This window comes from Agrobacterium sp. NPDC089420 (assembly GCF_044900305.1).
Taxonomy (GTDB): Bacteria; Pseudomonadota; Alphaproteobacteria; order Rhizobiales; family Rhizobiaceae; genus Agrobacterium.
Genome location: NZ_JBJDMY010000005.1, coordinates 18130 through 43792, shown reverse-complemented (window position 1 = coordinate 43792; position 25663 = coordinate 18130). Strand labels below are relative to the sequence as shown.

Genomic DNA, 25663 nt, shown 5'->3' with positions numbered 1-25663 from the left:
CCCGCCTTATCCGAATATTAAGCCCGATGTCCTACTTTGCCGCTGTCTGGAACAGGGGCGCAATTCCATGCGACTATTCGCGGCAGAACGTTTTGTACTTGGTTTTATCGCCATCTTATTCGCCATCGATGCAATATTGATTGCCGCCAAGGGCATTCGTGTCGATTATGCCGGATATCTCCTCTGCGTGCTCGCCGGCGCCTCCGTCTTCATTCTCGGGCAACTCTATCGTAAAAGCGGGCGCGATTTTCGCATCGCCGCGGCGCTGACGTCCGCAGGGCTGTTCATCCTCTTCACGCTCGTTGCCTCCGTCTTTAACTACATGTTCCTGCCTCTCGCCTTTCCGGCGATCGACGATGTCCTCTTCGGCGTGGATGCGACGTTGGGATACAGCTGGACAGGTATCGTCCTGTGGGCGGCGACACACCCCTGGATTGGAACAATCCTGTTCTTCGTTTATGCGACATCGTTGCCGCAGCTTCTGGTGATCGTCCTGACGCTAGGCTTTACCGGCAGGGAACGGCAGCTCCACCATTTTCTCGTGACCGGGGTGGTCGGCGCATTCGCCAGCATTGTCTTCTGGATATTCTTCCCGACATTCGGACCGTCGGCCTATGTGCAGCTGCCGCAGTGGATTTCGCAGACGATCCCCCTGGCGGTCGACAATGGCTACGGTCAGGAACTTAACCGCCTCGCGGCGGAGGGCGTCAGCTATCTTTCTCCCAAAAACGTGCTGGGCCTCATCGGCTTCCCGTCGTTCCATATCTTCATGGCGGCAATGTCGGTCTGGTTCGTGCCGCGTCACTGGCTGGCGATGGCGGTCATCCTGCCGCTGAACCTCCTGATGCTGCCGGCCGTTCTTGTGCAGGGCGGGCACCATCTGTCGGATGTTTTCGGTGGTCTCGCCGCTTTTGCCATCGTCTGCGCCGCCTCCGGCCGGCTGCTTGATCGGCTGGCGGCGAGGGAGCGTATGGGCGCGGTGGCAACCGCGCGCACTCAGGTCATTGCGGCGGAATAGTCGCTCTGGCTCGCGCGGGCTTCCGCCGCCAGCCAGTCGGCTAGAATTTTCGCCGGTGCGGTCATTTCTTCCGGCCGGATCAGCCAGTAATATTTGTCGGTATCGGCTGCCCGGTCGAAAAGCACGGTCAACTGTCCAGCGGAAATTTCTTTGTGAAGAAGCACTGTCGGACAGAGGCCGATACCCTGTCCAGCCTTGAGGGCCGTGATGAGCAGATTGAAATCCGCGAAAATGGGACCGGCCCCATAGGGCATGGACATGCCGGCGGCCGCAAACCAGTCCCGCCACGCCATTTCGGTATCGTCATGCAGCAATTCCGCCTGCAGCAGGCTGGCCTCATCATTGAACGGGCCGGAATTGGTTCGATAGCCCGGCGCACAGGTCGGGCGCGTTTCGGCGCTGAACAGCGCCACGGCATTTTCCCCAAAGGAGGCGCCATGGCCGATGGAGAGATCGGCCGGGCTGGCATGCTGTCCCGCGGAATAGCTGATCGACACCTGTATATCGGGATGCAAGGCCCGGAAGCGGGGGAGCCGGGGCGTCAGAAAATGCGCCACCACCGAAGGCAGGCTGGCAAGGCGCACGGTCATGCGACCCCGGCCCCGGCGGACCCGTTCGGCAGCGGCGGCGACCTGTCGCAGGCTGACCGAGACCGTATTGCCGAATTCCTTTCCGTCCGGGGTCAGCCGCACACCTCGGGCGTGACGCTCGAAAAGAGCGACGCCAAGCCATGCCTCCAGATTGCGCACATGCTGGCTCACCGCCGTCGCCGTCATGCCAAGCTCCTGCGCGGCCAAGGCAAAACTTGCCTTTCTGGCGGCGGCTTCGAAAGCACGGAGGGTGGCGAGCGGCGGTAATGTCATGATCGACAAGGGTAAGTGAGGCTTGGTCTGAGCGCAAGAAAAACCGGTCTTGTCAGCGGGACGAGCATAGCGCAATTTCACCTCGATACTGTCTGTCTCCGAGGATTTCATGACCCCTATGCCCGTTGCCGAACCCGCGGATGCCGCCGCACGCCGCGCCGTCCGTCCCGTCGTCGTTTATCCGAACGGCACACTGCAGGTGCCGGACCTTGCGCGTCTGGAGAGGGCGCGGCAGGGCATGGAAAAGATCGACGAGGTCATCGTGCCGCCACGCGACGGCCGTGCCTTCAATGTCCCCAAGGGTCATTTTTTCCGCATCGTCAGCATCGAAGGCCCGCAGGTGGGGGATTTGAACCTCTGGAACGCCCATGATCTGACCGAGCGTTTTTTCAGTGGCAAGACCCGCGCCTTGCACGCCACCCATGTTTCGGTCGGCAATCGCCTGTGGAGCAACCTGCCGTCCCTGCGGCCGATGGCGACCATCACCGATGATACGCTGTCATGGTTTGGCTTCGACGAGGATGGCGGCGGCGTGCATGACGTCATCGGCACTCGCTGCGATCCCTATACCAACAAGCTGCTGAGCGGCGGCGATTACCACCATTGCTGCCATTCGAACCTCACCCATGCGCTCGCCTCAGCCAGAGACCTGTCATTCCGCGAGGCGGAACCGCATGTGCATGATGTGCTGAACGTCTTCATGTGCACGGGCTTTACCCGCGATACACACCAGTATTTCATGAAGGCGAGCCCGGTGAGGCCGGGTGATTACCTGGAATTTTTCGCGGAAATTGACCTCATCGGCGCGCTTTCCGCCTGCCCGGGCGGCGATTGCAGCGCCACGCATTCGAGCGATACGGCGGCCTGTTATCCGCTGAAGGTGGAAATATTCCGGCCCGATATGACCGTTCTTGAAGGCTGGCCATGGCCGGAGCGGAATGCGTATCGTCCTGGGGAGTGATAAGTCCGAAACCCTCGCCTGCGTCATGCTCGGGCCTGTCCCGAGCGTCTGCAGCCGATTAATGGGACGATACTTGGCCTGATCCTCGGCACAAGGCCGAGGATGACGGTACGGGTTAGCCAGCGTCAGGAGGCAAGCGCCGCCCTGATCTTCTCCGCATTGGCCTTCAGCACCTCGCCATCGGCCATCACGCCGGAATGCGGCCTCAGCGGTTCGCCTTCCTTGCGTGGAATGACGTGGAAATGCAGGTGGAACACGGTCTGGCCCGCCGCCGGCTCGTTGAACTGGGCAATGAAGACACCGTCCGCATCGAAGGCCTCCTTTGCGGCGACTGCAAGTTTCTGCACCACGGGAATGGTTTTCGCCAGCACCTCCGGATCGGCATCGAGCAGGTTGCGGGAGCCGGTTTTCGGAACGACGAGCAGATGGCCGGGCGCCTGCGGCATCACATCCATGAAGGCCAGCGTATGCTCGTCCTCGTAAAGCTTGTGGCTCGGAATTTCACCGCGCAGGATTTTTGCGAAGATATTGTTATTGTCATAGGCGCTGGCCGTCATCGTGGTCTCTCCTCTTTGCGGATTATTCGTCCGGTTCCTGTCTTTCGCCCTTGCGGAAGGGCGTGTGTTCATCAAGATAGTCGCCGATATGCTCGACCTCTTCGCGCTCGCGCTGAAGATAATCGGCAATGGCACGACGCAGGCCCGGATGGACGATGAAATGCGCCGAATGGGTGGTGACCGGCACGTAACCGCGCGCCAGCTTGTGTTCGCCCTGGGCGCCGGCTTCTACCCGTTTCAATCCCCGGGAGAGCGCGAAATCGATCGCCTGATGGTAACAGACCTCGAAATGCAAATAGGGATGATCCTCGATGCAGCCCCAGTGGCGGCCGTAAAGCGCATCCGAGCCGATGAAGTTGATTGCGCCGGCAATATAACGCCCTTCGCGCTTCGCCATCACCAGCAGCACGTCATCGGCCATGCGCTCGCCGATCAGCGAATAAAATTCCCGCGTCAGATAGGGCCGGCCCCATTTGCGGTTGCCGGTATCCATGTAGAAGGCGAAGAACTGGTCCCAGATATCCTCGGTCAGGTCGCGTCCGGTCAGCCAGTCGATCTCGATGCCATGTTCCAGCGCCGCGCGGCGTTCCTTCTTCAGCCCCTTGCGCTTGCGCGAGGACAGGGCATCGAGAAAATCATCGTGATCGCGATAGCCGTTATTGATGAAATGGAATTGCTGGTCGGTCCGGTGCAGGAAATCGCGGGGAAGAAGCGCGGAGAGATCGTTCTCTTCCACAAATGTGACATGGGCCGAGGAGACGCCGATCTTTTCCGTCACCTGCGCGAGACCGGAGGCGAGTAGCGCCTTGAAGCGTGTCTCGTCCTCGGTTTCGGAGGTGAGCAACCGTGGCCCGGTTGCCGGTGTAAAGGGTACTGAACATTGCAGTTTCGGATAATAATGGCCGCCGGCCCGCTCGAAGGCATCCGCCCAGCCATGGTCGAACACATATTCGCCCTTGCTGTGGTTCTTCAGATAGGCGGGAACGGCGCCGATGAGCGTGCCTGCAGCATTTTCGAGCAGCAGGTGATGCCCAAGCCATCCGGTCTTCGCCGTCGCCGACCCGGAATCCTCCATCGACGATAAAAATTCATGGGAAATAAATGGGTTATAGTACTTTCCTTGCGTATTGCGCGAAGTTCCGGAAAGCCGTCTCCAGCTTTCCGGATCGATATCCCCGAAGGATTGCGCAATGCTGATGGAATAGTCTTCTTTCATGCCGTGGCGGACGGGTTCTCTCTCGGGTCGAAACCTTCGAATGTCATCTGGTCCGCATATTTATAGGTAATCGCGCGCGCATTTTCATCCCTGACCGTCCAGGTAATCACCGGAAGCCCGAGTTTTCTTTGCGCTTCGATGAAGCTGTTGGGCAGATGACCCCAATGATAGGAGATGAAATCGAGCCCGAGCTGCATCGCTTCGTCATGTTTGAAGAAGTCTTCCGGCTGGTTGCCTTCGGCGGTGAGACCCAGCGGCCAGGGCGAACCTGCGGCCTTCAGATCCCTCAGCAGGTGATGGTCGAAACTCATCAGCGCCACATGGCCCTTGTAACCCTCGAGGTCTTCCAGAACAGCCTCGGCAAAACCGTCATCGACGCCTTCGCCCGCGCGGCCCTTCAGCTCGATCACCAGCGGCACCTTGCCGGCGCAGAGCGCGAGAAGCTGCTTGAGGGTAGGGACCCGGTCCCGCGTCTGGCCGACGGCGAGAAGGGACAGCTCGGCCGATGTGCGTTCGCGCACGTCGCCCCTGATGCCGGTCAGGCGGGCCATGTCGTCGTCGTGAAAGACCACCGGCACGCTGTCGGCCGCCAGCTGCACGTCGCATTCGATGGCGAAACCGGCCTCGATGGCGCGGGAAAAGGCGGAAAGCGTGTTTTCCCAGACCGCCTTGTTGAGATCGTGATAACCGCGATGGGCGACGGGCTCAGCCGTCAGCCAGGAAAGCTTGAGCGTCATGCGTCGATTTCCACGATGGCGTCGATTTCGACGGCGGCATTGAAGGGCAGGCAGGCCATGCCGACGGCGGCGCGGGCATGTTTTCCGGCATCACCGAGAACATTGGCGAGAAGATTGGAGGCGCCGTTGATGACGAGGTGCTGTTCCACGAATTCCGGAACCGACGCAACAAAGCCGTTCAGCTTGATGACCCGGCGGATTTTCGAGAGATCGCCGTTCAAGGCGGCCTTGACCTGTGCCAGAATGTTGACGGCGCATAATTCGGCGGCGCGTTGGGCACCTGCAACGTCGACATCGCGGCCAACGAGGCCCGTCACCGCAATCTTGCCTGATTCCATCGGCAGTTGACCCGATACATAAAGCAGATTGCCGCTGATGGTGAACGGAACGTAGTTTGCGGCTGGTGCTGCCGCAACAGGAAGCGTAAAGCCGAGTTCCTTGAGGCGGCCTTCGATGACGTCCGACATTTTCGTCTCCGGTTTTGTTGTAAATCCTTCAAGAATCCGGCATTCAGAAGATGTTGATCCAAAAGCCGGGCGGTTGCTTGTACAATATGAGCGGCGAGTCCAACAGGAGATATTGCATGTTTGTCAGGACGCTTGGTTTCGTTGCCGCAACAGGGCTCATGACCGGCCTGTCAAACGCTGCCAATGCCGTGCCGGTCACGGTTCCCGATCTCGTCGCCCACCGCGCCGTCTACGATCTCGAACTCAAGGATGCGTCCGACCGCTCCGGCATCGAAGGCATGACGGGCCGCATGGTCTATGAATTCACCGGTTCGGCCTGCCAGGGTTACAAGACGGATTTCCGCTTCGTCACGCAGATCAACACCGGCGACGCCGTGCGCATGACCGACCAGCAGACCACGACCTTCGAGGACCTTGCCGCAAAGAAGTTCACCTTCGAGACGAAATCTTATACCGACGACAAGCTGGACAAGGAAGTGCAGGGGGCCGCGACCGACAGCAGCGACGGCGTGAAGGTGGATCTGACCCGCCCGGATGCCCGCCAGGTCAGCCTCGTCGCCAGCGAATTTCCCACCGAGCATATGTTTCAGGTCATCGAGAACGCCAGGCAGGGAAAGCGCATTTTCGAATCGCGCATTTTCGACGGGTCGGATGACGGCGATGAAAGCCTGATCACCTCGACGCTGGTCGGCAAGTCGCAGACGCCGAAGGATGGCGACGCGGATGCCGGCAAGGCGGGCGAATTCGCCAAGGCGGCATTCTGGCCGGTGACGATCGCCTATTATAACGACAAGACCGGTACGGATGCCCTGCCGATCTACCGCATGTCGTTCAAGCTTTATGAAAACGGAATCACCCGCGACCTGACGATGGATTACGGTGATTTCGTTCTGACGGGTAAGCTTGCGAAGCTCGATATTCTCAAGCCCGAAACCTGCGAAAACAAGCCGGTTCGCTGAAACGCGCACTGTTTCTTGCGGTTTTTTCGCATAGATGCTTGCATTTTCATGCGGGCGACTGTATGCGGCTCACCATTCCACACGCGAAGCTTGGGATGTTCCGGGAGAAATCCGGTCCGTTCCGCCCGGTGGTGTCGATGAAAATCGGCGCTGTTCGCTTCGCGGGGGTTAAACCGGAAAAGGAGTAACAAGGCATGGCATTGCCCGATTTTTCTATGCGCCAGCTTCTGGAAGCTGGTGTTCACTTCGGCCACCAGACGCACCGCTGGAACCCGAAGATGAAGCCGTACATCTTCGGCGACCGTAACAACATCCACATCATCGACCTGGCTCAGACCGTTCCGATGCTGTCGCGCGCCCTTCAGGTCGTGTCCGACACCGTCGCCCGCGGCGGCCGCGTTCTGTTCGTCGGCACCAAGCGCCAGGCGTCCGAAATCATCGCCGACAGCGCCAAGCGTTCGGCCCAGTACTACGTCAACTCCCGCTGGCTCGGCGGCATGATGACCAACTGGAAGACCATTTCCAACTCGATCCAGCGCCTGCGCAAGGTCGACGAGATCCTGAACTCGGAAGCGTCCGGCTACTCCAAGAAGGAACGCCTGAACCTCGAGCGCGAACGCGAAAAGCTTGAAAAGGCTCTCGGCGGTATCCGCGATATGGGCGGCGTTCCGGACCTGATGTTCATCATCGACACCAACAAGGAAAAGATTGCGATCGAAGAAGCCAAGCGTCTTGGCATTCCGGTCGTTGCGATCATCGACAGCAACTGCGACCCGGACCACATCGACTACCCGATCCCGGGTAACGACGATGCTTCGCGCGCCATCTCGCTTTATTGCGACCTGATCGCCCGCGCCGCCATCGACGGTATCGCCCGTCAGCAGGGCGCTTCCGGCCGCGACATCGGCGCTTCCGAAGAAGCTCCGGTCGAGCCCGCTCTCGAAGACGAGGCTGGCGCCTGATCTAGGCCCTGTCTGGCGGCGGTTTCCTGATCGCCGTCTCCTCGACCAAGGATATGACAAGGCCGTCAAAGACCTTCAATGGGTTGACGGCCTTGTTCGTTTCTAACCGCTCCGCCGCGTTTTCTAGAAACCGCAGGCGTCCGACGCGGTTGGAACGGCAGACAGTCTTCATAACGCTGTCACACTAGAGCGGCACCCATCATCTCGATGTTTGGCGACGCCGCAGCACTTGGGAATGCGCATGCCCCTTCTTGAGCCCCCGGGCCTCAAAGGGTGTGCGGCCGGGTACAGTCATCACCCAGAACTTCGGCACGGCAAATTCCGCCTGCTGACCGATCGAACCGATAAGAGGCACACAATGACCGAAATCACAGCCGCAATGGTGAAGGAACTGCGCGAGAAGTCTGGCGCAGGCATGATGGACTGCAAGAAGGCTCTTGCTGAGACCAATGGCGACATGGAAGCGGCGATCGACTGGCTGCGCGCCAAGGGCATCGCAAAGGCCGACAAGAAGTCCGGCCGCACAGCTGCCGAAGGTCTGGTCGGCGTTGCCACCATGGGTCACAAGGCTGTTGTCGTCGAACTGAACTCCGAAACCGACTTCGTTGCCCGTAACGATGCGTTCCAGGACCTCATCCGCGGTATCGCCCAGGTCGCCCTCACCACCAACGGCACCGTTGACGCCGTTTCCGCCGCAACCTATCCGGCAACCGGCAAGTCCGTTGCCGACAGCATCAAGGACGCGATTGCGACGATCGGCGAAAACATGACGCTGCGCCGCTCGGCAGCACTCGAAGTGCCGCACGGTGTTGTCGCGACCTACATCCACAACGCCGCCGGCGACGGCATCGGCAAGCTCGGCGTTCTCGTCGCCCTGAAGTCGGAAGGCGACAAGGCCGTTCTGAACTCCATCGGCCGCCAGGTTGCGATGCACATCGCTGCGACCAACCCGCTCGCCATCCGCGCTGAAGAAGTCGACGCCGCCGTTGCTGAGCGCGAACGCAACGTCTTCATCGAACAGGCCCGCGAATCCGGCAAGCCGGAAGCCATCATCGAAAAGATGGTTGATGGCCGCATGCGCAAGTTCTTCGAAGAAGTCGCCCTTCTGTCGCAGGCTTTCGTCATCAACCCGGACCTGACCGTCGGCGCTGCCGTCAAGGAAGCCGAAAAGGAAGCCGGTGCGTCCATCGAAGTGACGGGCATGGTTCGCCTGCTGCTCGGCGAAGGCGTCGAGAAGGAAGAAAGCGATTTCGCAGCCGAAGTCGCAGCCGTCGCCAAGGGCTGATTATATTTACCCAATCTTGGGAAAACGGGAGGGCATCGCGTGACAACGCGGTGCCCTTCGTGTATCCGCGTTTCGGTTACATTTCCGAGGAGTCATGATGTCTTCCAAGCCGATCTACAAACGTGTTCTTCTCAAGGCTTCCGGCGAAGCCCTCATGGGCGATCAGGGTTTCGGTATCGATGTGGCGGTAGCCGACCGTATCGCCTCCGATATCGCCGAGGCGCGAGCGATGGGCGTTGAAGTCGGCGTTGTCGTCGGCGGCGGCAATATCTTCCGCGGCGTCGCCGTCGCATCCAAGGGCGGCGACCGCGTTACCGGCGACCATATGGGCATGCTGGCGACCGTCATCAACGCGCTGGCTCTGGCAACCTCGCTGCGCAAGCTCAACATCGACACCGTCGTTCTCTCGGCAATCGCAATGCCTGAAATCTGTGAGAGCTTCTCCCAGCGCGCCGCCCTTCATCATCTGGCCCAGGGCCGCGTGGTGATCTTTGCCGGCGGCACGGGCAACCCGTTCTTCACCACCGATTCCGCCGCAGCGCTGCGCGCCGCCGAAATGGGCGCCGAGGCGATCTTCAAGGGCACCCAGGTGGACGGGATCTATTCCGCCGATCCGAAAAAGGACCCGACGGCCACCCGTTTCGACGAACTGACCCATAGCGAAGTGCTCGGCAAGGGACTGGCGGTCATGGATATCGCCGCTGTCGCGCTTGCGCGCGAAAACCATATCCCGATCATTGTTTTCTCGATCCACGAGAAGGGCGGTTTCGCGCAGATATTGACCGGCGGCGGCCGCAAGACCATCGTGCACGACAAGTAATCCGAAAACGATGCCGCCCCGGGGGCGAATTACGGCCGCGATGGCCGACAAGATGGAGTATCAAGATGAGTGGTATTGACCTCAACGATATCAAGCGCCGCATGGATGGTGCCATCAATGCGTTCAAGAGCGATATCGCATCGCTGCGCACCGGCCGCGCTTCGGCCAATATTCTCGATCCGGTGACCGTTGACGCCTATGGCTCGCGCGTTCCGCTCAACCAGGTCGCCAACATCACCGTTCCGGAGCCGCGCATGCTCGGCGTCAACATCTGGGACAAGTCGATGGTCAACGCCGTCGACCGTGCGATCCGCGAATCCAATCTCGGCCTCAACCCCATCGTCGATGGCCAGAACCTGCGCATCCCGCTGCCTGAACTCAACGAAGAGCGCCGCAAGTCGCTCGTCAAGGTGGCCCATGACTATGCCGAAAAATCCAAGGTGGCGATTCGCCATGTGCGCCGCGACGGCATGGATGGTCTGAAAAAAGCCGAAAAGGATGGTGACATCGGTCAGGACGAAAGCCGTGGACAGTCTGAAAAGGTCCAGAAAATGACCGACGACACGATTTCGGAAATTGACCGCTTGCTTGGCGAGAAGGAAAAGGAAATCATGCAGGTCTGATATCGCTTGCGATAGACCTGTATTTTATCGTTTTAATTCCGCGCTGCCTGTTACTGGATCGATATGCCGACGACGACACGTTCCTCCATACCCGAGCACGTCGCCATCATCATGGATGGCAATGGACGCTGGGCAAAACAGCGTGGTCTTCCGCGCGTGATGGGGCATCGCCGCGGAGTGGAGGCCGTGCGCGAGACCGTGCGCGCGGCTGGAGAATGCGGAATACGCTATCTCACGCTGTTCGCCTTCTCATCGGAAAACTGGCGAAGACCCGAATCCGAGGTCAGCGACCTTCTGGGGCTGTTGAAGGCTTTCATCCGGCGCGACCTTGCGGAGCTGCATCGCGAAAATGTCCGCGTGCGGATCATCGGCGACCGGCACGGGTTGAAGCACGACATACGCGGCCTCCTCGAAGAGGCGGAACAGATGACGGCGGACAATACCAAGCTGACGCTGGTGATCGCCTTCAACTATGGCAGCCGTGACGAGATTGCCCGCGCGACGGCGGCGATCGCCCGCGATGTCGCCGAAGGCCGGCTGGATGCCGCGTCAATCACGCCGGAGATGATCTCGGCCAGGCTCGATACCTCCGGAATTCCGGATCCGGATCTGATCATCCGCACCAGCGGTGAGGAACGCCTGTCGAACTTCCTGCTCTGGCAGGCCGCCTATTCCGAATTCCTGTTCGTTCCCGAATATTGGCCAGATTTCGACCGGCAACTGTTCTTTTCCGCAATCGAGCAATATGCAACGCGTGATCGCCGCTTCGGTGCCCTCACCGAGCAGGTTGCCGTGGCAGGTGCCTGATGAGCCGTGAACTCAGACTGCGGATCGTATCCGCAATCGTCATGGCGGCGGTCATCCTGGCCGCGACCTGGTATGGCGGCATTCTGTTTCGCCTCGTGGCCGGTCTTTTGGCGATTCTTATCTATTATGAATGGTCGACGATCACCCGGCTGTCCGAAACCAATTCCACGGGCAATGCCTGGGGCTGGTTCGCGGTCGCCGTCATCGCCGGCAACACGATTTTTGGCGAGCCCTCGCTCGATCTGCCGCTTTTGTCCGGTTTTACGCTGACGGCGGCGCTGTTTCCGGTTTTGCGCGGCAGCAACTGGTGGCTGGTGGGAGGCATCGCCTATGCCGGTCTGAGCGGCATATCGCTGGCGGCCATTCGCGGCGACGAACTGGCCGGTTTCGTTTCCATCCTGTTCATTTTCGCCGTCGTCTGGTCGACCGATATTCTCGCTTATTTCGTCGGCCGCGCCATAGGCGGCCCGAAGCTCGCGCCGGCGATCTCGCCCGGCAAGACCTGGTCCGGGGCCATCGGCGGGGCCGTGGCGGCGCTCATCGGCGGCGGCGCTGTGTCCTTCGCCTATCATGGCAGGATCAGCCTGCTGGTGCTCGGTCTTGCGCTCATCCTTTCGGTATTCAGCCAGATCGGCGATCTTTTCGAATCCTTCGTCAAGCGGCGTTTCAAGGTCAAGGATTCGAGCCACCTCATCCCCGGCCATGGCGGCTTCATGGACCGTGTTGACGGTCTTGTTTTCGCCTGCTTTACGGTATTCCTCATTGCTTTCGTGCATGCGGCGGCAACCGGCGACGTGCCGGGATCGGGCGGCGGCCTGCTGCCGGGCTTCTAGGCATGCGGAAGGTCGCGACATAAAGGGCAGATTGTCATGAACACAGTAATGGCGGCGACCGGCTTTCTGACCGGCTATATCGTGCCCTTCATCCTGGTGCTTTCCCTGCTGGTTTTCGTCCATGAAATGGGTCACTACCTGGTCGGCCGCTGGTGCGGCATCCGCTCGACGGCATTCTCCATCGGTTTTGGCCCGGAGCTGATCGGTTTCACCGACAAGCGCGGCACAAGATGGAAGATTTCCGCCATACCGCTCGGCGGATACGTCAAGTTCTTCGGCGATGAGGATGCGGCCAGCAAGCCGGACAGTTCCGGCCTGTCGCATATGTCGCTGGAGGAGAGGGCACAGACGCTTTCCGGCGCGAAGCTGTGGAAGAGGGCGGCCACCGTGGCTGCCGGACCCATCGCCAATTTTATTCTCGCCATCCTCATCTTCGCGGTTCTGTTCGGCGTTTATGGCCGGATGATCGCCGATCCGGTCGTGGCCGAGGTGCGTGAAAACAGCGCCGCCGCCGCCGCCGGCGTAAGGCCCGGCGACCGGCTGGTGGCGATCGACGGCGAAAAAGTGGCGACTTTCGAGGATGTCCGCCGTTATGTCGGCATCCGGCCGGGCACGCCGATCACCGTCACGGTCGAAAGGGCCGGCGAGGAATTGAAGCTGCCGATGGTGCCGACCCGCACCGAAACGACCGACCAGTTCGGCAACAAGCTGGAAATGGGCATCATCGGCATCGTCACCGACCAGTCCAGCGGCAATTTCCGCCATATCGAATATTCACCGTCGCAAGCGCTGTTTGAAGGCGTGCGCGAAACGGGCCATGTCGTCACCGGCACCTTCAACTATATCGGCAATCTGGTGACGGGCCGCATGAATGCCGATCAGCTGGGCGGCCCCGTCCGCGTCGCGCAGGCATCCGGTCAGATGGCGACGCTCGGCATTTCGGCCGTCATCCAACTTGCCGCGGTCCTTTCGGTATCCATCGGATTGTTGAATCTGATGCCTGTCCCGGTTCTGGACGGCGGGCATCTGGTGTTTTATGCCATTGAAGCCATCCGCGGCAGGCCGCTTGGCGCCGGCGCCCAGGAAGTCGCCTTCCGGATCGGCATGGCGATGATTTTGGGCCTGATGGTTTTTGCAACATGGAATGATATCAGCAGCTTGATTGGCTGAGCATAGTGTTTTAACGGTTTTGTTAGGGGCTTGTTTACCTTGTTTTTATGCCGAAGTGGCGAATGAGCCACTCTGGATCACGAAGTAAACAGAATTTAACGTTCTGACTTGCTTGTAGGGGAAAAGCAGGTAAAACGACGCACATGGCCGGAGTCGGGTTCCGCCCGCTGAGGGACAACGTAAAAAGGTAAGAATTGAAATGAAGGCTGGTTCAAGATTTTTGAACGCGGTGTCGGCGGTTGCGCTGTCTGCTGGTGTTTCTTCGGTTGCGGGCCTTGGCGTGCTTGCCTCTGCTGGTGTCGCAAATGCGGCGGTTGTCAGCAGGATCGATGTTCGCGGGGCCGAACGGTCCGGTGCGGACTCCGTGCGTTCCAACATCACCATTGCGCCGGGTAAGAATTTTTCCAATTCGGATATCGATGAATCGGTGAAGCGTCTTTACGCCACCGGTTATTTCTCGAATGTCGCCATGCGCGTCTCCGGCAGCACGCTGGTCGTGACCGTCAACGAGAACCAGCTCGTCAACCAGGTTGTCTTCAACGGCAACCGCAAGATCAAGGACGACAAGCTCGCCGGCATCGTGCAGACCCAGTCGCTCGGGCCGTTCAATCAGGCGATCGTGACCGCCGATATTGCCCGCATCAAGGAAGCCTATGCCGCGATCGGCCGCAGCGACGTCGAAATCACCACGCAGACGGTTTCCGTCGGTCAGGGCCGCGTGAACATCGCTTTCGTCATCAATGAAGGCGAGCGCACCAAGATCGGCCGTATCGATTTCGTCGGCAACAATGCCTACAGCGACGGTCGCCTGGCTGCCGTCATCAACACCAAGAAGTCCAACATGCTGTCGTTCCTGACGCGTAAGGACGTCTATAATGAGGACAAGCTGCGCGCTGACGAAGAGGCGCTGCGCCAGTTCTATTACAACCGCGGTTATGCCGACTTCCGGGTCGTGGGTTCCGAGGCGGTTCTGGACGAGTCCAAGAACGAATACACCATCACCATCACGGTTGATGAAGGCCAGCGTTACAATTTCGGCAACGTCGCCGTGGAATCGACGGTTCCGGGCGTCGATGGTTCGGAACTGCAGGGTCTCGTTGAAACCCGCCAGGGTGCAAGCTACAGCGCCAAGGAAGTTCAGCAGAGCATGGAGGCGATTTCCAAGCGCGTTGCCGGTGAGGGTTATCCTTTCGCCCGCGTGACGCCGCGCGGCGACCGCGACATGGCCGGCAACACCATCGGCGTGACCTATATCGTCGATCAGGGCGAGCGCGCCTATGTCGAACGTATCGAAATCCGCGGCAACACCCGTACGCGTGACTATGTCATCCGTCGCGAATTCGATATTTCCGAAGGCGATGCATTCAACCAGACGGTGATCACGGCTGCCAAGCGTCGTCTCGAAGCGCTCGGTTATTTCTCCAAGGTCAATATCTCGACTGCCGGCGGCAGCGCGCCTGACCGCGTCGTCATCGTGGTCGATGTCGAAGATCAGTCGACCGGTTCGTTCGGTATCGGCGCCGGCTATTCGCAGAATGACGGCGTGCTGCTCGAAGCATCCATCGAAGAAAAGAACTTCCTCGGCCGTGGCCAGTACATCCGTCTCGCCGCCGGTGCGGGTGAGGACGATGCGCGCAGCTATACGCTGTCCTTCACCGAGCCTTATTTCCTCGGCTACCGTCTTGCAGCAGGTTTCGATCTGTTCAAGAGCCAGAGCCGCAGCGAAGAATATTACGACTACGACGAGCAGGGCTTCTCGCTGCGCGTGACCGCGCCGATCACCGAGGACCTGTCGACGACGTTCAAGTACACCTACAAGCAGATCAATTATGACGGCGAAGGCGAATGGGAAAATAGTGCCAATCTTGCCGAGCCCTATCAGGCTCTGATCAAGGGTGGTGACTGGACGCAGTCCATCATTTCGAACACGCTGAACTACAATACGCTCGACGACCGCAACATGCCGCGCGAAGGCTGGCAGGCTGCTCTGACGAACGAATTTGCAGGCCTCGGCGGCGATTCCGAATATTACAAGATCTACGCCAAGGCTCGTTTCTACTACACCCTGTCGGATGAGTACGATGTCATCGGCTCGCTTACCGGTCAGGCCGGCCACGTCTTGCCGACGGGTGACAATCTGCTGGTCTTCGATCAGTTCAAGTTCGGCGGCCGCCAGGTTCGCGGCTTCAAGAATGACGGTATCGGTCCGCGTATCGGTTCCGACTCCATTGGCGGTACGACCTATTTCGCCGCTTCTGCTGAAGTCACGGCTCCGATGCCTGGAGTTCCGGAAGATTTTGGTCTGCGTCTCGCCGGCTTTGTCGATGCCGGCACGATGTATGGCAACAAGGTTAAGATCGGTGCTGGGGAAACTCTGCAGGACGACAACTCCATCCGTGCATCCGCCGGTATCGGCGTGATGTGGGCGTCGCCCTTCGGTCCGATCCGCGTCGACTACGCCGTGCCTTTCGCCAAGGAAGACTACGACGAGGAACAGCGTTTCCGGTTTGGCATGTCCAACACTTTCTGATATCGGCAGTCCAGAACTGCAACTTTGAACGTTCTGGAGTTTCCGGCTGATGGAATACAACGCCTTTTTTCCGCCCCACGAGGGACTGCGATTGAAAGATATTGCAGACCGTTTTGGGGCGGAACTGTCTGAGGATGCGGCGGGCGAGCGGACCATCCGGTCCGTTGCCCCGGTCTACCGGGCAAAACCGGATCAGCTCTGCTATATACTCTCCCGCAAGAATCGCGACGAATTGCTGAGCTGCGAAGCAGCGGCGGTAATTTGCGATGCGGCCCTGAAGAATCTGATTCCGCCCCATATTCCCGCATTGATATCGAAGACCCCGCACACGCTGTTTGCGCAGGTGGGTGCTCTGCTTCATCCCTCCGCCATGCGTCCGGCGCTGTTGGCGCCGGCTGAGGTGGGGATTTCGCCTTCGGCCCATGTCGATCCGTCCGCAAAGCTGGAAGCGGGCGTCGTGGTCGAGCCTTTTGCCGTGATCGGCGCCGGCGCCCATATCGGTGCGGGCACACGCATCGGGCCGGGCGTCGTCATCGGTGCTGACGTGCAGGTGGGGCGGGATTGCACCATTGCCGGCGGCGCGAGCATTATCGCCGCATTGCTTGGCAATAATGTCATCATTCACAACGGCGCGCGCATCGGTCAGGACGGGTTCGGTTATGCGCCGGGTCCACGCGGCATGCTGAAGATCGTGCAGATCGGCCGCGTCATCATTCAGGACAATGTCGAGATCGGCGCCAATACCACGATCGATCGCGGCACCATGGATGATACCGTCATTGGAGAAGGCACCAAGGTCGACAATCAGGTGCAGATCGGCCACAACGTGCGCATCGGCCGCCATTGCGGCATTGTCAGCAAGGTTGGTATTGCCGGCAGCGCCCGCATAGGTGACGGTGTGATGATTGGTGGCGCAGCGGGCATCAATGGTCATATCACCATTGGCGACGGCGTGCAGATCGCCGCGATGAGCGGGGTAGTCGCCGATGTGCCGGCCGGCGCCCGTTATGGCGGAACGCCTGCGCGTCCGATGAAACATTTCCTGCGCGATATGGCCGATATTCTGGCACGCGCTGAAGAGCGTGATAAAAAAACAGGAGAAAAAAACAATGGCTGACGAAACGAAGGCGACGCTTGGCACGGCCGACATCCTGGAAGTCATGAAGCTTCTGCCGCATCGTTACCCGTTTTTGCTCATCGACAAGATCGTCGAGATCGATGGCGACAGTTCCGCGATCGGCATCAAGAATGTGACGGTCAACGAGCCGCATTTCACCGGCCATTTCCCGGACCGTCCGATCATGCCGGGCGTTCTGATCGTCGAGGCCATGGCCCAGACGGCCGGCGCCATCTGTGCCCGTAACCAGGGCGAGGGTGGTCATCTCGTTTATTTCATGACCATCGACAATGCGCGCTTCCGCAGGCCCGTGGTTCCGGGCGATCGCCTCGAAATCCACGTCGTCAAGCAGCGGCAGCGCGGCAATGTCTGGAAGTTCCACTGTGAGGCCAAGGTGGAAGGCGTGCTGGTGGCGGAAGCCGATGTCGGCGCGATGATGATCCCCGAGGGCCGGCAATGAGTGCGATCGCGGCTTCGGCCAAAATCCATCCGACCGCCGTTGTCGAGGATGGCGCGGTCATCGGCGAGAATGTCGTTATCGGGGCCTTGAGCTATGTCGGCGCGAAGGTGACGCTGCACGACGATGTCAGGCTGCATAATCACGCCGTGGTTTCCGGCCTCACCGTCATCGGTCGCGGCTCGGTCATCCATCCCATGGCGGTCATCGGCGGCACGCCCCAGGCGGTTCGCCACGACGGTTCGGAAACGACGCTCGAGATCGGTGAACGCTGCATCATGCGCGAAGGCGTGACGATGAATGCCGGCAGCTCCGATGGCAGCGGCAAGACCATTGTCGGTGACGATAACCTGTTCCTCGCCAACTCGCATGTGGCGCATGATTGCCGTCTTGGCAGCCACATCATCCTGTCGAACAATGTGATGCTGGCGGGCCATGTCACCATCGAGGATCGCGCCATTCTGGGCGGCGGTTGCGCGGTGCACCAGTTCAGTCGCATCGGCCGCCAGGCTTTTATCGGCGGACTGTCCGCGGTCAATTACGATGTCATTCCCTATGGCATGTTGAACGGCAATCCCGGCATTCTCGGCGGCCTCAACGTCGTCGGCATGACCCGCGCCGGTATCGAGCGCGCCGATATCCATAAGGTCAGGCGTGTCTATAAAGCGATTTTCGAGGCTGAAGGCACGATTCGCGGCAATGCCGCGGCCATCGACCGCAACGACTATCTGGATTGCCCGCAGGCGCTTGAAATCATCGATTTCATCGGTGCGGACAGCGATCGCGCGATCTCTTCGCCCAATCGGGGCAAGTGAGCCGTGACAGGCGGCGGGCGTCTCGCCATCGTTGCCGGCAGCGGCCAGCTGCCGCTTTATGTGGCGGCGGCCGCCCGCGAGATGGGCGAAAACCCTTTCATCGTGCGGCTGCGCGATGATTCCCGCTTCGACTGGAGCGGTTTTGACAATGCCGTCATCAGCGTCGGCGATGTGGCAGGTCTTGGCCGTCTGCTGCGCGAAAACCACGTCGACCGCGTCGTGTTATCCGGCGGTGTGGCGCGGCGGCCGGAATGGCGCGAAATTCGCCCGACGATCGGCATCCTGCTGAAACTTCCCTCCATCGTCCGCACCCTGCTGTCGGGTGGCGACGACGCCGTTTTGCAGATGGTCATCAAGATCATCGGCACGCTTGGCGCAAAGGTCATCGGTGCGCATGAGATCGCACCGGGCCTGCTCGCCACCACCGGCGTTTTTGGCGCTCAGAAACCCGCCGATGAGGATTTCCGCGATATAAGCAAGGCAGCCGAAGCCGCGCTTGCGCTCGGCACGCTCGATGTCGGGCAGGGAGCTGTCTCCGTCGGTGGCCGCATTGTCGCCCTTGAAGGCGTCGAGGGTACGGACGCCATGCTGGCGCGTGTCGCCGCGCTGCGCGCCGAAGGCCGCATATCGCCGCGGCGCAGAGGCGTGCTGGTCAAGCTCTGCAAGCCGCAGCAGGATGTACGCGCCGACCTGCCGACGATCGGCATCGAAACCGTGGAAAACGCCCGGAAGGCCGGCTTGGCCGGCATTGCCGTCGAAGCCGGACGGGCGCTTGTGCTCGATCGCGACGCGATGTTGAAAGCCGCCGACGAGGCGGGCATATTCGTCTGCGGCATCGATACGTCACTTGACGGAGACATGATTGGCCGGGATATGAGCGCATGACGGCGACATTAAAAGTGGCGGTTATCGCCGGCGAAGTGTCGGGCGATCTTCTGGGGGCGGATCTGATCCGCGCGCTCAAGGCCCGATATGCCGGCTCCGTCGAACTGGTGGGTGTCGGCGGCGAGGCGCTGGAGGCGCAGGGGCTCGCCTCACTGTTCGATTATTCGGAACTCTCCATCATGGGCTTCACGCAGGTCTTGAAGAAGCTGCCGAAGCTTATTGCACGGATCAACCAGACCGCGGCGGCCATCGTAGCTGCAAAGCCGGATGTCCTGCTGATCATCGACAGCCCGGATTTCACCCATCGCGTTGCGAAAAAAGTCCGCCGGCAATTGCCGCATCTGCCGGTCGTCAATTATGTCTGCCCCAGCGTCTGGGCGTGGAAGGAATATCGCGCCACCGCGATGCTGTCCTATGTCGATCACGTTCTGGCCCTGCTGCCCTTCGAGCCGGAAGCCATGCGGCGCCTCGGCGGCCCGCCGACCACCTTTGTCGGCCATCGCCTCAGCGTCGATCCCGATGTGCTTTGCGTGCGGCAGAAGCGGGCGGACCGCTCTCTTCCGGCCGATGGTCAGCCGAAGACCATTCTTCTGTTGCCGGGATCGCGCTCCACGGAGACGACGCGGTTGATGGAGCCGTTCGAGCAGGCGGCAAAAGCCTTCGTGGAACGCAACGGCCCGACCCGGTTCGTGCTGCCCACCGTGCCGCGCCAGGAAAACCGTATTCGTGAACTGGCCGCGACATGGCCGCAAGACATCCGGCCGGAGATCGGCATCGACCCTGCATTCAAGTGGAACGCCTTTGCCGAGGCCGATGCGGCAATCGCCGCCTCCGGCACCGTCATTCTCGAACTGGCTCTTGCCGGCGTCCCGACGATCTCCGTCTACAAGACAGACTGGATTTTCACCATGCTGAGCAAGCGGGTGAAAACCTGGACCGGCGCCCTGCCGAACCTGATTGCCGATTATGCGGTCGTACCGGAATATTTCAACGAGGTGGTGCGGTCCGGTTCGATGTTGCGCTGGGCCGAACGTCTGTCGTCCGATACCACCGAGCGGCGGGCGATGCTGGAAGGTTATGCGCTCGTACAGCAACGTTTGCAGACCGATGTGCCCCCCGGTGAAACCGGCGCGGCCATTCTTCTCGATGTCCTGAAGGGCAGGAATAGTTCCTCCATATAATCCGGCCCATGCCCGCCTCAGATATGGCGATGTCCGCTTTGCGGGCAGGCGCTTCCGGTTGCCGACCTGCCGCCGATGCAGGCAGGCGAGGGATCGATTTTACTGCATTTGACCGTTAGGGCGGCAAACCGCTCGCCGGCAAAGGCCACGCAGCCCCGGAATTTTCGTCTGGCATACCGCTTGCATTCAATCTTGTATGCAAGATAGCCATACATCCGAAAGCGCCCAGAGCGCGGTAGAAGACGCCATTATCTCCGGCATTCTTTCCGCGCGCATCCGCCCGGGAACCCGCCTCAGCGAGAACCAGCTCGCCAGCCTTTTCAACGTGTCGCGCACGCGCATCCGCGAGGCGATGATGCGGCTCGAGACGCGCGGCATCGTCACCGTCAGCCCGCGCCGCGGCTGGTTCGTGGTGGAGCCTTCCGCCGAAGAATCCATCAAGGTCTATGAGGCGCGCCGCATCATAGAATATGGGCTTTTGCGCAATCTTTCCGGCGTCAGTGCGCAAGGCATCGCCATCCTTGCCGATCATCTCGATGAAGAAAAGGCGGCGATCGCCAAGGGCGACCGCCAGCGCCTGACCTGCCTGATGGGTGACTTTCATATCCGCATCGCCGAAATCGCCGGCAATGACATCATCGTCGAAACGCTGCGCGACCTGACGGCCAGAACCATTCTCATCTCCATGCTTTACCAGTCCGATTTCCATGCGCAGCAATCGCATGACGGGCACTGCCGCATCTTCGAGGCGATCAAGGCAGGTGATTTTCATGGCGCCGCCGAACTCGCCATCCGCCATCTCGACGAGGTCGAGACCGGTCTCGATCTCACCCGCAGGCCTGATCCGCTCTACGAGCTTCGCAATTCCCTTTCACTTCAGCCTCTTTCCTCAAGCCCAAAGGAGTAATTACCAATGTTTTCCAGACGTTCATTGCTTGCCATAGCCGCGATTTCCGCAACGCTCGGTTTTTCGCCGGCAGCCTCTGCCGATGCGCTCGGCGATATCACCTCCCGCGGCACGATCCGCGTTGCCGTCCCGCAGGATTTCCCGCCCTTCGGCAGCGTCGGCACGGATATGGCCCCGCAGGGTTATGATATCGACGTCGCCAATCTGATCGGCGAGAAGCTTGGCGTGAAGGTCGAACTCGTGCCGGTCACCAGCGCCAATCGCGTTCCCTATCTGCAGACCAACAAGGTCGATCTCGTCATTTCGAGCCTCGGCAAGAACCCGGATCGTGAAAAGGTCATCGATTTCTCCACCGCCTATGCGCCTTTCTTCAACGGCGTCTTCGCCCCTGACTCGGTTGCGGTCACCAAGGCGGAAGACCTGTCGGGCAAGACCATCGGTGTTACCCGTGGCGCGGTCGAGGATCTGGAGCTGACCAAGGTGGCGCCGGCCGATACGACCATCAAGCGTTATGAGGACAATAACGGCACGATTTCCGCCTTCCTCGCCGGCCAGGTGGAAGCCGTGGCCACGGGCAATGTGGTGGCCGCCGCCATTCTCGCCAAGAACCCGCCGAAGCGGCCCGAGCTCAAGTTCCTGATCAAGAATTCCCCCTGCTATATCGGCCTGAACAAGGAGCAGCCGGCGCTGCTGGAAAAGGTCAACGCGATCATCGCCACCGCAAAGACCGATGGTTCGCTGAACGCCATCGCGCAGAAGTGGCTGAAAACCGACCTGCCGAAGGATCTCTGACCAACCCGGCAAACCAAGCGCCGGCCCCGTCCGATCCCGGACCGGCGCCTGGTCTGTCCTCCCCGAAAGGAAATATCGGGTGAAATACACATTCGATTTTGGATGGCTTGTCGATTATTACCCGCAGATCGCCAAGGGCATCGCCGTCACCCTGGAACTGATCGCCGTTGGTGGCGTCCTCGGCATCGCCCTCGGCATATTCTGCGCCTGGGTGCGCGCCCTTGGCCCGAAATGGTTGCGGCCGCCGGTCGCCGCCTATGTGGAACTCATTCGCAATACGCCATTCCTCATACAATTGTTTTTTATCTTTTTCGGCCTGCCGTCGCTGGGCCTGCAATTGTCGGAACTGAGCGCCGCCAACATCGCCATGGTGGTCAATCTCGGGGCCTATAGCTGCGAGATCATCCGCGCCGGCATCCAGGCCACGCCCAAGGGGCAGTTCGAGGCCGGGGCAAGCCTTGCCATGACCCGTTTCGAAACCTTCCGGCATGTGGTGCTGGTGCCGTCCCTGCAACGCATCTGGCCGGCGCTGTCTTCGCAGGTGGTGATCGTCATGCTCGGCTCCTCGGTCGTGTCGCAGATTGCCGCCGAGGATTTGACCTTCGCTGCCAATTTCATCCAGTCGCGCACCTTCCGCGCCTTCGAAGCCTACATGGTCTCCACCGTCATCTATCTCGTGCTGGCCATTCTGTTAAGGCAGGTACTGGTCATGGGCGGCAACCTCATCTTTCCGCGCAGGAGTGTCCGATGATCGAATTCTCCACCTGGGATATTCTCAGAAACCTGCTGCTCGCCACGCGCTGGACGGTGCTGCTCTCGCTCGTTTCCTTTGCCGGCGGTGGTCTTGTGGCGCTGCTTCTGCTGTTCATGCGCATTTCCCGCAAAAAAACGATGCGGGCTTTTGCGCGTTATTATGTCGAGCTTTTCCAGGGCACGCCGCTTTTGATGCAGCTTTTCATCGCCTTTTTCGGCCTTGGCCTGTTCGGCATCGATGTGCCGGCCTGGCTGGCGGCGGGCCTGACGCTGATCCTGTGGGCGGCCGCCTTTCTCACCGAAATCTGGCGCGGCTGCGTCGAATCCGTCGCCAAGGGGCAATGGGAGGCGTCGGCGAGCCTTGCCATGGGACGCCTGCAGCAGATGCGTTACGTCATCCTGCCGCAGGCCATGCGGGTTGCCATTCCGCCGACCGTCGGTTTCATCGTTCAGGTCATCAAGGGAACGGCGGTAACGTCGATCATCGGCTTCGTGGAACTGTCCAAGGCCGGCACGGTCGTCACCAACGCCACCTTCCAGCCCTTCACCGTTTATGGCCTCGTCGCCCTCATCTATTTCGCGCTGTGCTGGCCTCTGTCGAAGAGCAGCCAGATCCTCGAAAGGAAGCTCAATGTCGCTCATCGAAATCACTGAAGTCCGCAAAAGCTATGGCAGCAACGAGGTTCTGAAAGGCATCAACCTCGATGTCGAGCCGGGTGAGGTCATCGCCATCATCGGCAAGAGCGGATCGGGCAAATCGACATTGCTTCGCTGCATCAATGGGCTGGAGACGATTTCGGCCGGTTCCATATCGGTCGCCGGCGCGCAGCTTCTCGACGATGATCTGCATCTGAAAGCCCTGCGGCTGAAGGTCGGCATGATCTTCCAGCAGTTCAACCTCTTCCCGCACCAGACCGTCGGCGGCAACGTCATGCTGTCTCAGACCGTGGTGAAGAAGACACCGAAACCGGAAGCCGAAACCGTTGCCCGCAAGATGCTGGAGCGGGTCGGGCTGGCGCATAAGTTCGATGCCTATCCCGATGAATTGTCGGGCGGCCAGCAGCAGCGTGTCGCCATTGCCCGTGCGCTCGCCATGCAGCCGATCGCGCTGCTTTGTGATGAAATCACCTCGGCGCTCGATCCCGAGCTGGTGGCGGAAGTGCTGGCGGTGGTGCGCGAACTGGCCGCCGAAGGCATGACGCTCTTGATGGTGACGCATGAAATGAAATTTGCCCGCGACGTCTGCTCCCGCGTGGTTTTCATGCATGAGGGCAGGGTGCATGAAATCGGCCCGCCGGAAGAGGTGTTCACCAATCCCGCGACGCCGGAACTCAAGCAGTTCCTCGGCGTTGCCGCGCGCCATTGAGAACCATTCGCACGCCCAACAAAAAGGCCGGCGGGTGAAAACCTGCCGGCCTTTGATCTTGGAGGGTTTCGCGGCTTAACGCTTCGAAACCGGAACGTAGTCACGCTTGCCGGCGCCTGTATAGAGCTGGCGCGGGCGGCCGATGCGCTGCTGCGGATCTTCGATCATTTCGTTCCACTGCGCGATCCAGCCGACGGTGCGGGCGAGAGCGAAGAGAACGGTGAACATGGTCGTGGGGAAGCCGAGCGCCTTCAGCGTGATGCCCGAATAGAAGTCGACATTCGGGTAGAGCTTCTTTTCGACGAAGTAGGGGTCGGAAAGGGCGATCTTTTCCAGTTCCAGCGCGACCTGCATGATCGGATCGTCGGAATTGCCGGTGGCTTCCAGCACTTCATACATCGTCTTCTGCATGATCTTGGCGCGCGGGTCGTAGTTCTTGTAGACGCGGTGGCCAAAGCCCATCAGGCGGAACGGGTCGTTCTTGTCCTTGGCGCGGGCGATATATTCCGGAATGCGGTCAACCGAGCCGATTTCGTTCAGCATGTTGAGCGCCGCTTCATTGGCGCCGCCATGGGCAGGACCCCAGAGGCAGGCGATGCCCGCCGCGATACAGGCGAACGGGTTTGCACCCGACGAACCGGCAAGGCGCACCGTGGAGGTGGAGGCGTTCTGCTCGTGATCGGCATGCAGGATGAAGATGCGGTCCATGGCGCGGGCCAGAACCGGATCGACCTTGTAGTCCTCGCAGGGTACGGCAAAGCACATGTGAAGGAAGTTCGAGGCGTAATCGAGATCGTTCTTCGGGTAAACGAAGGGCTGGCCGATATGGTACTTGTAGGCCATGGCGGCGATCGTCGGCATCTTCGCGATCATGCGCAGCGAGGCGACCATGCGCTGGTGCGGATCGGTGATGTCGGTCGAGTCGTGGTAGAAGGCCGAAAGAGCGCCGACCGTGCCGCACATGACGGCCATCGGATGCGCATCGCGGCGATAGCCGGTGAAGAAGCGGCTCATCTGTTCGTGCACCATGGTATGGCGCGTGACGCGGGTATCGAAATCCTTCTTCTGCGCAGCCGTCGGCAGTTCGCCGTAAAGCAGCAGGTAGCAGGTTTCCAGGAAGTCGCCCTGTTCGGCCAGCTGCTCGATCGGGAAGCCGCGATGCAAAAGAACGCCTTCGTCACCGTCAATATAGGTGATCTTGGATTCGCAGGAGGCCGTCGACGTGAAACCCGGGTCGTAAGTGAAGGAGCCCGTGTGTTTGTACAGCGTGCCGATATCGACGACGCTCGGCCCGATCGTGCCTTCCCTGACCGGGAGTTCGACCTGTTTATCGCCAAGTGTCACTGTAGCGCTTTTTTCCGTCATACTGATCCTCCGAAAACATGCGGGTGGGGGCGTTGAGACACGCCCCGCGGTTAAGCGTCTACCGATTAGCTATATGATCCTTGCGCCGATGCCAAGCTATTCGAAGGTCAAATTGTGCATTGCGGCAAACGCAATGACGTTGCTTGCGGCTTTATCGGCAATGGCGATTCGATCTCGGTCAACGCACCGTTAAAGGAAAGGATTGCAATCCTCCGCG

General features: G+C 60.2%; 27 protein-coding genes. 21 read left to right on the top strand and 6 right to left on the bottom strand.

Annotation, left to right across the window (positions count from 1 at the left end; genetic code table 11):
* The first annotated feature begins 67 nt into the window (after positions 1–67).
* Positions 68–1018: a phosphatase PAP2 family protein gene (locus tag ACI2KA_RS09145; protein ID WP_404501301.1), complete on the top strand. Its 951-nt coding sequence runs from the start codon at positions 68–70 to the stop codon at positions 1016–1018.
* On the opposite strand, the gene ACI2KA_RS09140 is transcribed toward ACI2KA_RS09145, so the two are convergent.
* Positions 997–1881, bottom strand: coding sequence for a LysR family transcriptional regulator (locus tag ACI2KA_RS09140; RefSeq protein WP_404501299.1), 885 nt, complete (start codon positions 1879–1881; stop codon positions 997–999). The two genes, ACI2KA_RS09145 and ACI2KA_RS09140, sit on opposite strands and share 22 nt — an antisense overlap.
* A gap of 109 nt (positions 1882–1990) precedes the next feature.
* Between ACI2KA_RS09140 and ACI2KA_RS09135 the strand changes: the two genes are divergently transcribed.
* A complete protein-coding gene (locus ACI2KA_RS09135) occupies positions 1991–2842 on the top strand; it encodes an urea carboxylase-associated family protein (protein ID WP_404501297.1) in 852 nt (283 codons plus the stop codon).
* Positions 2843–2967: 125 nt separating this feature from the next.
* On the opposite strand, the gene ACI2KA_RS09130 is transcribed toward ACI2KA_RS09135, so the two are convergent.
* From ACI2KA_RS09130 to ACI2KA_RS09115, 4 genes are read right to left on the bottom strand one after another with little or no spacing between them, the layout of a single operon-like run.
* Entirely contained in the window at positions 2968–3399 is a 432-nt protein-coding gene (locus ACI2KA_RS09130) for an HIT family protein (RefSeq protein ID WP_404501295.1), read from the bottom strand.
* 22 nt (positions 3400–3421) lie between these two features.
* Complete coding sequence (locus ACI2KA_RS09125) at positions 3422–4615, bottom strand: GNAT family N-acetyltransferase (protein ID WP_404501293.1); 1194 nt, start codon at positions 4613–4615, stop codon at positions 3422–3424.
* Entirely contained in the window at positions 4612–5352 is a 741-nt protein-coding gene (locus ACI2KA_RS09120) for a glycerophosphodiester phosphodiesterase (RefSeq protein WP_404501291.1), read from the bottom strand. The genes ACI2KA_RS09125 and ACI2KA_RS09120 overlap by 4 nt, the downstream gene beginning before the upstream one ends.
* Positions 5349–5819 (bottom strand): RidA family protein, encoded by a 471-nt coding sequence (locus ACI2KA_RS09115; RefSeq protein WP_046800238.1) that lies wholly within the window; start codon positions 5817–5819, stop codon positions 5349–5351. Before ACI2KA_RS09115 ends, ACI2KA_RS09120 begins: the two co-directional genes overlap by 4 nt.
* Positions 5820–5935: 116 nt before the next feature.
* Here ACI2KA_RS09115 and ACI2KA_RS09110 point away from each other — a divergent pair, with 116 nt between their 5' ends.
* From ACI2KA_RS09110 to ACI2KA_RS09020, 19 genes are all read left to right on the top strand, one after another.
* The gene (locus ACI2KA_RS09110; RefSeq protein ID WP_404501289.1) at positions 5936–6778 is read left to right on the top strand and encodes a cell envelope integrity EipB family protein; all 843 of its coding nucleotides are present in this window, start codon (positions 5936–5938) and stop codon (positions 6776–6778) included.
* 194 nt (positions 6779–6972) lie between these two features.
* Positions 6973–7740: a 30S ribosomal protein S2 gene (gene rpsB / locus ACI2KA_RS09105; RefSeq protein WP_404501287.1), complete on the top strand. Its 768-nt coding sequence runs from the start codon at positions 6973–6975 to the stop codon at positions 7738–7740.
* 358 nt (positions 7741–8098) lie between these two features.
* Positions 8099–9025 carry a translation elongation factor Ts gene (gene tsf / locus ACI2KA_RS09100; protein ID WP_059752789.1) on the top strand — a complete coding sequence of 309 codons (927 nt, stop codon included), beginning with the start codon at positions 8099–8101 and terminating at the stop codon, positions 9023–9025.
* 97 nt (positions 9026–9122) lie between these two features.
* Complete coding sequence (gene pyrH / locus ACI2KA_RS09095; protein WP_065116199.1) at positions 9123–9845, top strand: UMP kinase; 723 nt, start codon at positions 9123–9125, stop codon at positions 9843–9845.
* Positions 9846–9910: 65 nt separating this feature from the next.
* Positions 9911–10468, top strand: coding sequence for a ribosome recycling factor (frr, locus tag ACI2KA_RS09090; RefSeq protein ID WP_404501284.1), 558 nt, complete (start codon positions 9911–9913; stop codon positions 10466–10468).
* A 63-nt stretch (positions 10469–10531) separates the two neighbouring features.
* Positions 10532–11275, top strand: a complete 744-nt coding sequence (locus tag ACI2KA_RS09085; RefSeq protein WP_404501282.1) for an isoprenyl transferase — start codon at positions 10532–10534, stop codon at positions 11273–11275.
* Positions 11275–12108 carry a phosphatidate cytidylyltransferase gene (locus tag ACI2KA_RS09080; protein ID WP_404501280.1) on the top strand — a complete coding sequence of 278 codons (834 nt, stop codon included), beginning with the start codon at positions 11275–11277 and terminating at the stop codon, positions 12106–12108. Before ACI2KA_RS09085 ends, ACI2KA_RS09080 begins: the two co-directional genes overlap by 1 nt.
* A gap of 48 nt (positions 12109–12156) precedes the next feature.
* Complete coding sequence (rseP, locus tag ACI2KA_RS09075) at positions 12157–13278, top strand: RIP metalloprotease RseP (protein WP_404501890.1); 1122 nt, start codon at positions 12157–12159, stop codon at positions 13276–13278.
* A gap of 199 nt (positions 13279–13477) precedes the next feature.
* Positions 13478–15808 carry an outer membrane protein assembly factor BamA gene (gene bamA / locus ACI2KA_RS09070; RefSeq protein WP_404501278.1) on the top strand — a complete coding sequence of 777 codons (2331 nt, stop codon included), beginning with the start codon at positions 13478–13480 and terminating at the stop codon, positions 15806–15808.
* 49 nt (positions 15809–15857) lie between these two features.
* Positions 15858–16925 carry a UDP-3-O-(3-hydroxymyristoyl)glucosamine N-acyltransferase gene (gene lpxD, locus ACI2KA_RS09065; RefSeq protein WP_404501276.1) on the top strand — a complete coding sequence of 356 codons (1068 nt, stop codon included), beginning with the start codon at positions 15858–15860 and terminating at the stop codon, positions 16923–16925.
* Positions 16918–17385 carry a 3-hydroxyacyl-ACP dehydratase FabZ gene (fabZ, locus tag ACI2KA_RS09060; RefSeq protein WP_404501274.1) on the top strand — a complete coding sequence of 156 codons (468 nt, stop codon included), beginning with the start codon at positions 16918–16920 and terminating at the stop codon, positions 17383–17385. The genes lpxD and fabZ overlap by 8 nt, the downstream gene beginning before the upstream one ends.
* Positions 17382–18197 (top strand): acyl-ACP--UDP-N-acetylglucosamine O-acyltransferase, encoded by an 816-nt coding sequence (gene lpxA, locus ACI2KA_RS09055; RefSeq protein WP_404501272.1) that lies wholly within the window; start codon positions 17382–17384, stop codon positions 18195–18197. The genes fabZ and lpxA overlap by 4 nt, the downstream gene beginning before the upstream one ends.
* 3 nt (positions 18198–18200) lie before the next feature.
* Entirely contained in the window at positions 18201–19082 is an 882-nt protein-coding gene (locus ACI2KA_RS09050) for an LpxI family protein (RefSeq protein WP_404501271.1), read from the top strand.
* Complete coding sequence (lpxB, locus tag ACI2KA_RS09045; RefSeq protein ID WP_404501269.1) at positions 19079–20263, top strand: lipid-A-disaccharide synthase; 1185 nt, start codon at positions 19079–19081, stop codon at positions 20261–20263. Before ACI2KA_RS09050 ends, lpxB begins: the two co-directional genes overlap by 4 nt.
* Before the next feature lie 196 nt (positions 20264–20459).
* Entirely contained in the window at positions 20460–21170 is a 711-nt protein-coding gene (locus ACI2KA_RS09040; RefSeq protein WP_404501267.1) for a GntR family transcriptional regulator, read from the top strand.
* A gap of 6 nt (positions 21171–21176) precedes the next feature.
* Entirely contained in the window at positions 21177–21962 is a 786-nt protein-coding gene (locus ACI2KA_RS09035) for a transporter substrate-binding domain-containing protein (protein WP_404501265.1), read from the top strand.
* A gap of 79 nt (positions 21963–22041) precedes the next feature.
* The gene (locus ACI2KA_RS09030; protein WP_404501264.1) at positions 22042–22713 is read left to right on the top strand and encodes an amino acid ABC transporter permease; all 672 of its coding nucleotides are present in this window, start codon (positions 22042–22044) and stop codon (positions 22711–22713) included.
* Positions 22710–23369: an amino acid ABC transporter permease gene (locus ACI2KA_RS09025; protein WP_404501262.1), complete on the top strand. Its 660-nt coding sequence runs from the start codon at positions 22710–22712 to the stop codon at positions 23367–23369. Before ACI2KA_RS09030 ends, ACI2KA_RS09025 begins: the two co-directional genes overlap by 4 nt.
* A complete protein-coding gene (locus ACI2KA_RS09020; protein WP_404501260.1) occupies positions 23347–24081 on the top strand; it encodes an amino acid ABC transporter ATP-binding protein in 735 nt (244 codons plus the stop codon). Before ACI2KA_RS09025 ends, ACI2KA_RS09020 begins: the two co-directional genes overlap by 23 nt.
* A gap of 75 nt (positions 24082–24156) precedes the next feature.
* Here ACI2KA_RS09020 and gltA read toward each other — a convergent pair whose 3' ends face one another.
* Positions 24157–25446, bottom strand: a complete 1290-nt coding sequence (gene gltA, locus ACI2KA_RS09015) for a citrate synthase (protein ID WP_404501258.1) — start codon at positions 25444–25446, stop codon at positions 24157–24159.
* Positions 25447–25663 lie beyond the last annotated feature (217 nt).